This is a genomic window from Kitasatospora sp. NPDC056800, assembly GCF_042789775.1.
Classification (GTDB): Bacteria; Actinomycetota; Actinomycetes; order Streptomycetales; family Streptomycetaceae; genus Kitasatospora.
The window spans coordinates 1-11477 of record NZ_JBHUAL010000261.1 but is presented as its reverse complement, the minus strand read 5'-3'; the positions used below and the strand labels follow the sequence as shown (position 1 = coordinate 11477).

Sequence of the window (11477 nt, the reverse complement as noted above, 5' to 3'; positions counted from 1 at the left end):
GCCGGCACGCCGGGCGCCGCGACCGCGCACGTCACGCCGGCGAGGTGGCCGTCCGGCCGAGGTGCCGGGTGAGGAAGCGGGCCGCGCTGTCGGCCTCGGACCTGGGGAAGTCGAAGTGCTTGCCCGCGTTGGCGTGCAGTGTCTTCTCCGTCGAGGCGAAGGCGTCGAACAGTGCGAGGGCGGCCTCGCGCGGGATGCGCTCGTCGTCCCACTGCATGGCGAACTCGATCGGGACGGTGATCCGCCGCGCCTGCTCGACCAGGGCGTCGGGCCACATCAGCCCGAAGACCGCGGCCGTGATCCTGGGCTCGGCCGCCACCAGCGGCACGCCGAGCGCGGTGCCCATGGCGATGCCGACGTAGCCCACCGGCCCGTCGGCGCCGATCTCCGGCAGCTCCTGGAGGGCGTCCAGGGCCGCCTGCCACTCGGGTACGGCGAGCTCGGCCAGGCGGGCGTTGTAGCGGACGACGACCGGGCCTTCCGGCTCGCCCGCCGCCTGCGCCGCGCGCAGTTCGGCGATGTCCGCCTCGTCCTGCGCGCTGCGCGGCCGGTCGCCGTGACCGGGTGCGTCGAGGACGGCGACGTGGAAGCCGCAGCCGGCCGCCAGGAGCCGCGCCCGGCCCGCCATGGAGGGGTGCTTCTTGTGGGCGCCGCCGCCGTGGCCCATCAGGACCAGGGGTGCGCGACCGGTGCCGGTGGCAGGGGAGGCGGGTGACCAGAGCACGCCGGGGACGCCGCCCACGGTGAAGTCGCGTTCGGTCATGCCGTCCGCCGTGGACTCTGCGGTGAAGTGAAGGGGCTGGGAAGAGTGCATCGGTGTGGCCTTTCGGGAGTTGCCTGCTCATCGCGGCGCTCCCGGCGACACCCTGCGTCAGTCGCCGGCCGTGAACCCCAAGGGGAGCACCCATATCGGTACTGCGGTCATGGGTCTCACCTCCTCGGGCGGTGTCACGGTCGACTGCAAGCTACAAGCCCGGGCCTCGTCCCGTCCAACCCTTTTTCCCGGCCACGTGATCACGGCTCCAGGCGCCCTGGTGCCAAGCGGCCGTACGCATTCCTACAAGACCGCCGCTTCCGCGCCCGGACAGGATGGGCTTCCGAAGGACCCCTACAAGGAGGTTTCATGCTGAAACGCCTGAAAGCGGGAACCATGAAGAAGCGTCTGCTCGCGGTGCCCTTCGCCGTCGCGGCCGCCCTGGCGGTGTGCGTCGCCCCGGCCGCGTCCGCCGCCACCGGCGCTGGCGGCTCGGGCGCCGGCCAGGCCGGCTTCTCGGCGCAGGCCCGGGACCTGGGGCTGAGCGGTGCCCAGGCCAGGAGCCTGCAGGACCGGGTCGACGACTACCTCGCCAAGACCCCCGGGGCGAGCCAGGTGGCCGTCAACAAGATCGCCCTGCCCGGCGGCGAGCTGCTGCTCCCGCTGCCCGGGGAGGAGCGGGCCCGCGACCTCGCCGCCAAGGGCGACTCCCCCGCCCTGTCCTCGGGCTGCCCGTACACCTACGTGTGCGCGTACAGCGGCACGAACTTCACGGGCGAGGAACTGCGCCTGTTCACCTGCAACTACCCGGTCCGCATCTACTGGACCGGGACCGGATCGTGGATCAACAACCAGCGGTCCACGCTGTACGCCAGGTTCTACGGCGCCGACGGCAACGTCGGCTGGACCTCGCCCGGCGGCTACAGCGAGGACCGCGCGGCCCCCTGGGGCTGGGTCTACTGGCTCAGCCCCTGCTAGAACGGCCGCGCCGGAGTGGGAAGTCGGCCAGGCCGACTTCCCACTCGCTACCACACAGGCGACCGGAGCACGACAAGAACGGTCCACTGCGGGTGCTCGGCACGATCGCGTTGCTACGTTCCGGCCCATGGACTTCAACGGCATCGCGAACTCGTTCACCCAGCACTACTACGCGACCTTCGACGGCGGCATCGCCACCCGCAACAACCTGGCGGGCCTCTACCGCCCCGAGTCGATGCTCACCTGGGAGGGCAAGCAGGTCCAGGGGCAGGCGGGCATCATCGAGACGATCAACAAGCCCGAACTCGCCGTCGTCAAGCACCAGATCGCCTCCTCCGACGCCCAGCCCGCCCCGGGCGGCGGCGTCCTGGTCCTGGTGACCGGCAACCTCGCCGTCGACAACGCCTTCGACAAGCCGATGCAGTTCACCGAGACCTTCAACCTGCAGCCGATCCCCGGCCAGCCGGGCGGCTTCTTCATCTACAACCAGGTCTTCCGCCTCGTCTTCGCCTGATACGGCGGCCCGCTCCGGTGCTGCGACTGCGTGAACTGGCCGACGGCGACGCCGAGTCGGTTCGCCGCATCCACGCCGACGGGTCCGCCACGGATGTGTGGTTCGGCGCGATGACCGGCGTCCAGGCCCTCGCCTACGTCCGCGAGGCCGCCACGGACCCCGGGCTCCTCGTCCGCGGCATCGAGGTGGGCGGGGACCTGCTCGGCGTCGTCCGGCTCCGGCTCGACCCCGGCCGCGGCACCGGCCGGCTCAGCTACGTCGTGCGCGAGGACGCCCGGGGCAGCGGCCACGCCACCGCCGCCGTACGGCAGTTCCTCACCGGCGACGGCCTGCCCGCCCGGGTGCTCGCCGTCCACCGAGAGGCCAACCCCGCCTCCGGCCGGGTCCTCGCCAAGGCCGGCTTCACCCCCACCTGCACGAGCGCCGGCCTCGTCCACCACGAACGCGCGCGCCGCTGAACGGCGCTCTGGAGTATGAAGTCGGCCCAGTCGACTTCCTACTCCTCCCCCGCCCCACCGGGACGGCGGCGTCGGCGCCGACCCGCCTCCGGCCTTGGCCACCAGGGGGATCGGAGCGCGGAGCAGCGGGCGGGACGCCGTGGCAGCGCCTCGTCGCGGGACCGGAGCGGGACGGAACCGGATGGCGGACCCTCGCGCTCACCGGCGCGAGGGTCCGTCCGGGCCAGGGGCCTGCGCGGTCGCCGGTCAGTCGGCCAGGGAGCCCCGGTACTCGACGGGACCCTCGCCCGGGAACTGGGCCGTGCCCCGGAAGCTGTTGCCGTCGTCGAAGAAGGTGACGTTGCCCGCCCCCGCGTCGGGGCTGGTCCAGGTGACCGTGGTCCCCGTCGAGGGGGTGCCGTCACCGACGGCCTGCCCACGGTTGGCGATGTTGAGGGTGAGGGGCTCGTCCGCCTGCCAGCCCCCGCCGCCCGTGTAGATCTCCGTGTTGTACGTGGCCATGCTCGTCTCCTTTCCCGGTCACCGCACCGGGTCGGCCGGTCGCGGCAACGGCTGTCGGAAAGGGCGCCCCCATGACGCCCGCCCGTTCAACGCCCGTGGTGGGGAAAGGACACCGGCCGGCCTCCCGATCCGGGCCCAGTGCGGCCCGCGTCATCCGGCTTCGGAACGTGACGGCCCGGACGGCGGTCAGAAGAGGCCCGCGCGCACGTACTGGGTGAGGTTCTCCAGGATCTCCCGCAGCCACGGGCTGCGGGCGGCCGGCAGCCGGGCCAGGGTGTGCCGGAACACGCCCGCGTCGGCCCGGAAGGGGTAACGGGCGCGCGGAGCGGGCGGGTCGTCGCGCAGGACGCCGTCGGGCATGCCGCCCGACGCGGGGACGGGCAGGTGCGGCTCGGGGAAGGCCAGCCACCGCCACACCCCGACCGGCAGCGGCACCGGGTACGCGTGGGAGGCCTGAGCGGGCGGGGCCCAGGCTTCTCCCGTCCGGGGGTGGGTCGGTACGAGGAGGATGTCGGCCCCGCTGTCGGGGGCGGGCAGTCCCGGTCCGGCCAGGACGGCGCGGCGCGGCGACGGGCCCGCGGGCAGCAGGGCGTCGAGGGCGCGTTGGAACACCTCCGCGGCCAGGCCGTGCGGGACGGTCACCGGACGGCGTTCCGAGGCCGCCAGCAGGTGGGCGAGGGCCCGGCCGGCCGCGGCCTCCCACTGCGGGCTCCACGACCAGAAGTGGCCCGACCCCAGCCGCGGGCCGCCCCACGTGGCGATCGGCTCGAACGGGGGCGTGCCCTTCCCCTCCGCCACCGCCTCCGTCCAGGACAGCGGCGCGACGGGCTCTCCGTCGACGGGGAGGCGACGCACGGCGTCCGGCGCGAGCCACACCGTCTGCCAGAGCGAGCAGTCGTCGACCCGGCTCGCCACCGGCCGGCCGCAGGCCGCACAGGCCGTGTTGGGGCCGTCGGCACCGTCGAGGCCGCAGCAGGAGCCGCCGCGCCCCTCCGGGATCAGCAGGGTGTTGCGCGCGTCCCCCGGGGCGATGACGACCGCGCCGGGCGCACCGTCGGACAGGGCGGGGACCGGCGCGTGGATGCCGCGGGCGGCCGCCTCGTCGGGACGGACCTCCTCCCACCGCCGCCAAGGCGGCCCCCAGGGCTCCGGGTCCACGGCGAACGTGCCGGGTTCCATCAGCACGGGGAGTTGGAGCCCGTTTCCGTACTTCTGGTGGGCGTGGACGGGCAGGGCGACTCGGAACAGTGCGGTGGTCAGCTCGGCCCCGCACCCCGCGCACACAAAAACGAACAACTGTCCTCCGTCTGGGAAACGGAGGCATCCTCGCAGCTCAGGGGCGGCCGGCCAAGCGGGTTTCCGGAGCGGCCCCGTTCGTCACCGGGAGCGGCCCGGCCGCTCCGGGTGCCGAACGGCCCGGGCTGTCCGGGCCGTTCGGCATCGAGCCACGGGGCACCGTCCTTCGCGCGCCTGCGCCGGGTGGGCGGCGCAGCGGTGCGATCGGCGGTGCCCGGGGGCCGGGTCAGGCCTTCCAGGCGCCCCAGTAGACGTCGGCGTTGTTGCCGGAGCCGCTGTCGCGGGTCGTGCGGAACATGCCCTGGGTGGTGCCGTTGTCGTCGTAGCCGTTGGAGCCGGTGTAGGGGTTGTTCCAGTGCAGCCTGACGGTTGCGCCGTTGCGCCAGCCCTCCTCGCAGTTGGACGCCTGGAACGTCACCGAGCCCTCGGTGCCGGTCATGAAGCCGTTGCTCTCCGACTGGAAGACGGCGTCCCCGGTGTTGCCCAGCCACTGCGGCGGCTCCTGGCCCTGGGTCCAGATGCCGTGGGACAGCGAGTAGTCGGTGCGGTTGAGCGTGCAGCCGGTGCCGTTGTGCAGGTGGACCGTGGTGCTGCGGGCGGCCGAGAGGGCGGCCTGGGCGGGGGCCGGGGCGGCCTGGGCGGTGCCGGTGGCGATGGTGCCGAGCCCGATGGCGGTCACCGCGGCGAGCGCGGCGGTACGTGCGGAGATACGCATGGTCTCCCTCGATTCCGTGGGTCGTGGGTGGGGTGCGCGGGCTGTGTTCCGCGCCGTGGTGAACGATCCGGCCGGCCGGTCAACGAACGGTGGACGGCGCGGTGAACGCCGTGACATGTGCGGTTCATCGTTTGTCGACGCGCATGGTGTTCGCGCACCCGGGAGGCCCCGCGCCCGCCTTGCCGCAGCACGCGGGGCGGGGCGGCCCGGCCCGGCCCGGTAGTTGACGACGGCGCTCGCGTGCGGCCAGGAACTCGTAGCGGTCGGCGGCTCAGGAGGGCACGGCGTCGTCGGGCAGGGCGTCGACGACCGCCGCGACGGCCGCCTCCGCGCCGTCGACGTCCTGCAGCCGCCCGTCGTCGAACCGCACCCGGTAGCGGCCGTCGCCGAGTGGCGCGACCCTCGGCAGGTCGTAGGAGAGCGGCGGCGCCGCCCGGCGGCTGAAGGTGAGCCAGTACATGCTCCGGCCCGGCGACAGGGCCCGCAGGCGTGGCTGCGCGTGGGCCGCCTCGACGAGTTCCCGCAGGCCGGTTTCGTGTCGGCGCTCGTGCGTGGCGGACTCGCGCAGTCGGCGCCACCGGACCGGCACGGCGTCGCCCCGTTCGTGGGCCTCGGCCAGTTCCCAGGTCCGCAGGAAGGGCCACCGCGCGAGGAGTTCGGCGAGGCGGGCCCCCGCCTGCCAGGTGGCCACCGCCCCGGCGGCCTCGGCGAGGTCGCCGGTGCTGCCGGTGGCCAGGTGGACTCCGCCCGCCCAGCAGCCGACGTCGAAGCCGCGCTCCCTCGCCGTCATCCCGACCCGTGTCGACCGGTCCCCGGTGGTCACCCGCGCCGCCGTCCGGCCCAGGCCCGGCTCGGCGGCCGGCTCGCCCCCGAGCCGGAGCCCCGCCCGATCGGCGTGTGCCCGAAGGGCGTTCAGCAGCGACCCGGCCCGCGCCACGTCGGGGTAGTGGGCCGCGTAGGGGCGCAGGGCGTCGTCCTCGTCCGCTGCCGGGACGGGGGTCTGTTCGGGCATGCGGTCGAGTCTGCCAGGCCTCGGCGCCGCTTTCCGGTGCTCACGGACGAGTGAACGGACAGCCGCGGGTGGTCGTGCGGTTCGGCGGCAGCGTGTACATCGCCTGACCGTACCGCCCCAAAGGCCCCACTCACGCGGGGCCTGAAGTGCCCTCGCCGCGGTCGCCCGGCAGGCCGAACAGCGGCAGGCAGGGCGCCAGTCCGTCGACGGTGACGGGGACCTCGCGCCGTGCCTGCCAGCGCTCCCGGGTGAGCCTCAGCCGCCGCTCCGTCACGCCGCGCCCGCGGACCAGGTGGCGGTCGACGCCGTCGGGTTCGTAGCCGTGCTTGCGCGACACGGCGTACGAGGAGGGGTTGTCCTCGAAGGCGCCCGACACCGCCTCCGTCGCGCCCAGGCCCGCGAAGGCCAGGTGCAGGACGGCGGCGCGCATCTCGGTGCCGATGCCCTGCCGCTGGTGCCGCACGCCGAGCCAGGAGCCGGTGGAGGCCTGCCGCAGGACGGCGAAGTCGCGGGCGGCGACGGTCTGCAGGCCGACGACCCGGCCGTTCTCGAAGACGGCCAGGTTCAGCGCCCAGTCGTCCGGGGACCAGTTGCCCAGGCGCAGCCAGTGGTGCTGGACCACGGAGCGGGCTCGCTGGGCCGGGGGGAGGTCGGTCCACGGGACGATGAAGGGCATCCGGTCCGGTTCGTGGACGCCTTGGGCGGCGAGGTCGGCCAGGGCGGCGAGTTCGTCGTCGGCGGGCAGGCGCAGTTCGAGGCGGGGGGTGCGCAGGCGCAGGCCCAGTAGCGGCCAGTGGTCGGTCAGCATGCGCCATTGTCGGGGGCGGTGGCGGCTGCGGTCATCCGGATTTCCGCGTTCCGGCCTCCGGGCTTTCCCGGCCCTGCTCCGGCGCGCCGCGCGCAGTGGGAAGTCGGCCGGGCCGACTTCCCACTCCCGACCGCTCCCCGCCCGCTCGTCCGCCCTACTCGACGACCTCGGCCTTCACCAGGACCACGTCCTCCTTGGGGACGTCCTGGTGGCCGGCCCTGGAGCCCGTGGCGACGGCCCTGATGGCGTCCACGACCTCCTGGCCCTCGACCACCTCGCCGAAGACGGCGTAGCCCCAGCCCTGGGGGTTCTTGCCGCTGTGGTTGAGGAAGTCGTTGTCGGCGACGTTGATGAAGAACTGGGCGGTGGCCGAGTGCGGGTCCCCCGTGCGGGCCATCGCCACCGAGTACTTGACGTTCTTCAGGCCGTTGTCGGCCTCGTTCTCGATGGGCGCGCGGGTCTCCTTCCGCTTCAGTCCGGGCTCCATCCCGCCGCCCTGGACCATGAAGTTGTCGATGACCCGGTGGAAGACCGTCCCGTCGTAGAAGCCGTCCGTGACGTACCGGAGGAAGTTCTCCACCGTCGCCGGGGCCTTCTCCGCGTCGAGGCGCAGGACGATGTCGCCGTGGTTGGTACTCAGTTTGACCTTCGACATGATGACCTCACTGTCTGCATGGTGGCGGCTACGAGAACGCTCACCGCGCATTGTGGCAGGAGGGGCGGCCGGGGCTGCTGAGGTTCCCGTCGTGGCGCCGGGACGCGGGAAGTCGGCCGGGCCGACTTCCCGCTCCGGGGACTTGCGGGAGAACGGCCCCCGCCCGCACTGTGAGTGGGCGATCGACTACGTCCCGTCAGGAAGTGCGCGATGTCCCCTCTCTCCCTTGTCCGCGGCCGCGTGACGGCCGTGGTGTGCGTGCCGCTCCTCGCCCTCGCGGCCCTGATCGCGCTCTGCGCCCCGGCACAGGCAGCCCCGGCACAGGCGACCCTGACGCGGGCGACCCCGACGCAGGCGACCCCCGCACAGGCGACCCCCGCGCAGGCGACCGCGGACCGGTCCGCGCCCGGCCCGGTGGCGGCGGAGGGCCGCCGGGCCCTGGTCAACTTCGGCACCGTGAAGTGGTTCAACGCCGCGAAGGGGTTCGGCTTCATCACGCCGGACATCCCCGGCCCGGACGTCTTCGTCCACTACTCGAGCATCATCGGGGGCGGGTTCCGGAGCCTGACGGAGGGCGAGCGGGTGGAGTACCAGGTGGAGCAAGGGCCCAAGGGGCCGCAGGCCGTCGACGTCATCCCGCTCTGAGCACGAAACCCGCCACGCCGCCCGCCCGGGGCCTCAGTTGGCGAGGCTGAAGTCGCCGCCCACCGGTGCGGCGATCTTGTCGATGCCGGTGAGCGCGGTGAGGGTGGGCACCGGGGTGCAGCTGTCGGTGGTGGTGCCGTCGCCGAGCTGGCCGGAGCCGTTGCTGCCCCAGGAGTGCACGGTGCTGGTGCCCGACAGCGCCACGGTGTGCTCCCGGCCGGCGGCCACCAGGCGGACGTCCGTCAGGCCGGGGACGGTGACGGGCAGGACGCGGAAGACGGTGGTGCCGTCGCCGAGCTGGCCGGCGGTGTTCTGGCCCCAGGCCTTGAGGCGGCTGTCGTCGTCGACCACGGCCATGCTGTGGTTGCAGCCGGCCGCGATCTGCGAGACGCCGCCCGACCAGGTCGGCCGGGTGGCGACCGGGGTGAAGCGGTTGATGGTGGTGTTGTCGCCGAGCTGGCCGGTGGCGTTGTAGCCCCAGGCCTTCACCGAGGCGCCGGCGCCCGGCTTGCCGACCAGGACGAGGTTGTGGCCGGCCCCGGCGGCGATCCGGCTCACGCCGGTCAGGCCGCTGACCGGCGCCGGGAGGCCGCGACTCGCCGAAGTCCCGTCGCCCAGCTGGCCGTTGCCGTTGTAGCCCCAGGCCCACACGGTGCCGTCCTCCCGCAGCGCCAGGCTGTGGTGGAGGCCGGCGGCGATGGCGACGACCTTGTGCAGGCCCTCGACCCGGACCGGGACGCCGCTGTCGGAGTTCGTCCCGTTGCCGAGCTGGCCGTGGGTGTTCTGCCCCCAGGCCACCACGGTGCCGTCGGCGAGCAGGGCGAGGCTGTGCGCGCCGCCGGCCGCGATGTCGGTGGCGTCGGAGACGTCGACCACCTGGCCGGGGGCGTTGTGGCTGAACACGGTGCCGTCGCCGAGCTGGCCCGAGCCGTTGACGCCCCAGGACTGCACCGTACGGTCCGTCAGCAGGGCCAGCCCGTACCCGAGGCTCGCACCGGCGCCGCCGGCGGCGATCTTCACCACCTCGGCGCTGGTGAGCCCGAGGACGGTGGTGGCCGTGGTGCGGAGGTCGGCCCAGGTGCCGTCCCCGAGCTGGCCGGAGCGGTTGTTGCCCCAGGACTTCAGGCGCTTCTCTGCCATGCGACGATGCCTCTTAACTGATGTGACAATAAGTCAAATCGTCGACACGTCAGGACGGTTGACGAGTCCGCGATCATGGCCCGACGCTACCCACGCGCCCGCCGCCCGCACCGGAAGCCGCCACGCGGCCACCCGAACGGGTGATGGACCCCCGCACCCGGGCACCGGCCGCGACCCCGCACGCATTCCACACACCCCTGCCGTTGTGTATACGGCCCGTCACCCCTAGTGTCGGCGGTCTCCGCGCGCGGGGCAGCGCGCGGAGACCGTCACGCCTTGAGGAGGGCAAGCCCGTGGCCGACACCTTCGTGCCCATGGAGCCGACCGCGTACGTCACGCGACGGAACCTGGCCGGCGCCAAGGAACTCCCCGACGCCCCGGCCGACTTCGAGAACGCCCAACGCGGCCTGCTCGCCGCCCCGCCCTACCGGGCCCTGCCGTCCCTGGACGGCGAGGAGGCGGTCTGGCACTTCCACGCCTTCGACTTCCACACCTCCGACACCCCCGCCGACGCCGACTCCCCGGTGGCGGCGGCGCTGCGCCGCCAGGGCCGACTCGCTCTCCCCTCGGGCCTGTTCCGGGTCGCCGACGGCCTCTACCAGGTACGCGGCTTCGACCTCGCCAACCTGACCGTCGTCACCGGCCCCCGCGCCCTGCTGGTGATCGACCCGCTCGGCTCGTACGAGACGGCCCGCGCCGCCCTGGCCCTGTACCGCTCCACCACCGGGGACACCCGCCCGGTGCGGGCCGTGGTCCACACCCAGAGCGGGGTGGACCACTTCGGCGGCGTGCGTGGGCTGTTCACCGGATCCCGCACCGGCCTGCCCGCCGGACCGCCCGCCGACCTCGCGGTGTACGCGCCCGACGGGTTCCTCGCCGACGCGGTGCTGCGCCAGGTCACCGAGGGCGCCCGGCAGGCCCGCCTCGTCGACTACGCCTACGGCACCCGGCTCGGCATCGGCCCGCTCGCCCTGGCCGGCTCCGACCTCGGCCGCACCGTCTCCACCGGCCGGCCGGACTTCCTCGCCCCCACCGACACCGTCGGCGGCCCGCTGTCCGCCCCGACGCCCCGGGCCCACTGGCCCGCCTGGACCGGGATCCCCTGGCAGGAGGGCCTGTACGCGGTCGAGGCCGCCGGGGTGCGGATGGTCCTGCGGCCCGCGGGCGGGCACGCCTCCCCCGCCGAACTGAACCTCTACCTGCCCGCGCACCGCGCCGTGTACCTGGCCGGCGCCGGACTGCTCGGCGCCCCCGGCCCGGCCCGCGCCGAACTGCTGGACGCCACCGCCGCCGCCTTCGGCTCCCCGGCCGAGGTCGGACTCGGCGCCTACGGGCACCCGGTGTGGGGCGCCCCGTACGTGTCCGCGTGGCTGGCCGCCCACCGCGCCGCCGCCGGCGCCCTGCCCGACGCGGGCGCCGTCGCCCCGCTGCTCGCCGCCCCCGGCCACCTGGACACCCCCTCCCGCACCGTGCGCGAGGTGTGGGCGCGCCTGACCGGCACCGCCCTGGGCGCCGCCCGGCCGGCCGTCACCGCCCGGGCGCAGCTCGCGGCCGCGGACGGCGCGCACCGGGACGGCACGGAACGGTACGGCTCCGAACAGGACGGCGCGCGGCGGGCGGTGGACGCGGCGCAGCGCGCGTACGACGGCGGGGGCGGTGGTGGCGGGGGCGCGGTGCCGGACTACGCGCGGGCGGTGCTGCTGCTGGACCCGGTGGTCGGTGCCTGCGCGATCCCGTCGGCCGTCCCGGCGCCGGTGGAGCGGCGGGCGCGGGCGCTGCAGTCGGCGGCGCTCACCCAGCTCGGCTACCTCGCCGCGCACGGGCGGCTGCGCAACGCGCTGCTGACGGCGGCCCGTGACGTCCTCGGCCCCGGCGCGGTGGCGCCCCGCTTCGCGGCGACGGTCCACGACCTGGCGGTGTGCGCGGACCCGCTCGCGATCTGAGGCACGCGCGCGGGGCCGGACGCGTCCGTCCTCCCGCCCTCCGGTGTTCGGGCCGGAG

13 protein-coding genes are annotated in these 11477 nt (G+C 74.6%); 5 read left to right on the top strand and 8 right to left on the bottom strand.

Features of this window, described 5'->3' with window-relative positions; translation table 11 throughout:
- Positions 1-31 precede the first annotated feature (31 nt).
- A complete protein-coding gene (locus ACFRQN_RS36845; RefSeq protein WP_380744903.1) occupies positions 32-814 on the bottom strand; it encodes an alpha/beta hydrolase in 783 nt (260 codons plus the stop codon).
- A gap of 309 nt (positions 815-1123) precedes the next feature.
- Here ACFRQN_RS36845 and ACFRQN_RS36840 point away from each other — a divergent pair, with 309 nt between their 5' ends.
- The 3 genes from ACFRQN_RS36840 to ACFRQN_RS36830 all read left to right on the top strand — a co-directional run bounded on the left by ACFRQN_RS36840 (position 1124) and on the right by ACFRQN_RS36830 (position 2704).
- Positions 1124-1732 carry a peptidase inhibitor family I36 protein gene (locus ACFRQN_RS36840; protein ID WP_375874300.1) on the top strand — a complete coding sequence of 203 codons (609 nt, stop codon included), beginning with the start codon at positions 1124-1126 and terminating at the stop codon, positions 1730-1732.
- Positions 1733-1859: 127 nt separating this feature from the next.
- Entirely contained in the window at positions 1860-2246 is a 387-nt protein-coding gene (locus tag ACFRQN_RS36835; protein WP_380744901.1) for a nuclear transport factor 2 family protein, read from the top strand.
- A gap of 17 nt (positions 2247-2263) precedes the next feature.
- A complete protein-coding gene (locus ACFRQN_RS36830) occupies positions 2264-2704 on the top strand; it encodes a GNAT family N-acetyltransferase (protein ID WP_049650889.1) in 441 nt (146 codons plus the stop codon).
- A 246-nt stretch (positions 2705-2950) separates the two neighbouring features.
- Here ACFRQN_RS36830 and ACFRQN_RS36825 read toward each other — a convergent pair whose 3' ends face one another.
- The 6 genes from ACFRQN_RS36825 to ACFRQN_RS36800 form a co-directional block, all read right to left on the bottom strand.
- Positions 2951-3205, bottom strand: a complete 255-nt coding sequence (locus ACFRQN_RS36825; RefSeq protein ID WP_049650890.1) for a hypothetical protein — start codon at positions 3203-3205, stop codon at positions 2951-2953.
- A gap of 186 nt (positions 3206-3391) precedes the next feature.
- Positions 3392-4501, bottom strand: a complete 1110-nt coding sequence (locus ACFRQN_RS36820) for a hypothetical protein (RefSeq protein WP_380744898.1) — start codon at positions 4499-4501, stop codon at positions 3392-3394.
- Positions 4502-4727: 226 nt separating this feature from the next.
- Entirely contained in the window at positions 4728-5216 is a 489-nt protein-coding gene (locus ACFRQN_RS36815) for a hypothetical protein (RefSeq protein ID WP_079271797.1), read from the bottom strand.
- A 271-nt stretch (positions 5217-5487) separates the two neighbouring features.
- On the bottom strand, positions 5488-6228 hold the full coding sequence (locus tag ACFRQN_RS36810; RefSeq protein ID WP_380744895.1) for a DUF6193 family natural product biosynthesis protein: 741 nt from the start codon (positions 6226-6228) through the stop codon (positions 5488-5490).
- Between the two features lie 130 nt (positions 6229-6358).
- On the bottom strand, positions 6359-7036 hold the full coding sequence (locus ACFRQN_RS36805) for a GNAT family N-acetyltransferase (protein ID WP_380744893.1): 678 nt from the start codon (positions 7034-7036) through the stop codon (positions 6359-6361).
- Between the two features lie 154 nt (positions 7037-7190).
- The gene (locus ACFRQN_RS36800) at positions 7191-7691 is read right to left on the bottom strand and encodes a peptidylprolyl isomerase (protein ID WP_049650895.1); all 501 of its coding nucleotides are present in this window, start codon (positions 7689-7691) and stop codon (positions 7191-7193) included.
- A 438-nt stretch (positions 7692-8129) separates the two neighbouring features.
- Between ACFRQN_RS36800 and ACFRQN_RS36795 the strand changes: the two genes are divergently transcribed.
- Positions 8130-8336, top strand: coding sequence for a cold-shock protein (locus tag ACFRQN_RS36795; RefSeq protein ID WP_380744905.1), 207 nt, complete (start codon positions 8130-8132; stop codon positions 8334-8336).
- A gap of 33 nt (positions 8337-8369) precedes the next feature.
- On the opposite strand, the gene ACFRQN_RS36790 is transcribed toward ACFRQN_RS36795, so the two are convergent.
- A complete protein-coding gene (locus tag ACFRQN_RS36790) occupies positions 8370-9476 on the bottom strand; it encodes an RCC1 domain-containing protein (RefSeq protein WP_380744890.1) in 1107 nt (368 codons plus the stop codon).
- 293 nt (positions 9477-9769) lie between these two features.
- Here ACFRQN_RS36790 and ACFRQN_RS36785 point away from each other — a divergent pair, with 293 nt between their 5' ends.
- Complete coding sequence (locus ACFRQN_RS36785; RefSeq protein ID WP_380744888.1) at positions 9770-11419, top strand: hypothetical protein; 1650 nt, start codon at positions 9770-9772, stop codon at positions 11417-11419.
- Positions 11420-11477: the final 58 nt, after the last annotated feature.

What these genes read in the sequence shown, in the direction of transcription:
- ACFRQN_RS36845 (WP_380744903.1), bottom strand. Translation starts at nt 814, where the DNA reads ATGCACTCTTCCCAGCCCCTTCACTTCACCGCAGAGTCCACGGCGGAC.
- ACFRQN_RS36840 (WP_375874300.1), top strand. Translation starts at nt 1,124, where the DNA reads ATGCTGAAACGCCTGAAAGCGGGAACCATGAAGAAGCGTCTGCTCGCG.
- ACFRQN_RS36835 (WP_380744901.1), top strand. Translation starts at nt 1,860, where the DNA reads ATGGACTTCAACGGCATCGCGAACTCGTTCACCCAGCACTACTACGCG.
- ACFRQN_RS36825 (WP_049650890.1), bottom strand. Translation starts at nt 3,205, where the DNA reads ATGGCCACGTACAACACGGAGATCTACACGGGCGGCGGGGGCTGGCAG.
- ACFRQN_RS36815 (WP_079271797.1), bottom strand. Translation starts at nt 5,216, where the DNA reads ATGCGTATCTCCGCACGTACCGCCGCGCTCGCCGCGGTGACCGCCATC.
- ACFRQN_RS36810 (WP_380744895.1), bottom strand. Translation starts at nt 6,228, where the DNA reads ATGCCCGAACAGACCCCCGTCCCGGCAGCGGACGAGGACGACGCCCTG.
- ACFRQN_RS36805 (WP_380744893.1), bottom strand. Translation starts at nt 7,036, where the DNA reads ATGCTGACCGACCACTGGCCGCTACTGGGCCTGCGCCTGCGCACCCCC.
- ACFRQN_RS36800 (WP_049650895.1), bottom strand. Translation starts at nt 7,691, where the DNA reads ATGTCGAAGGTCAAACTGAGTACCAACCACGGCGACATCGTCCTGCGC.
- ACFRQN_RS36790 (WP_380744890.1), bottom strand. Translation starts at nt 9,476, where the DNA reads ATGGCAGAGAAGCGCCTGAAGTCCTGGGGCAACAACCGCTCCGGCCAG.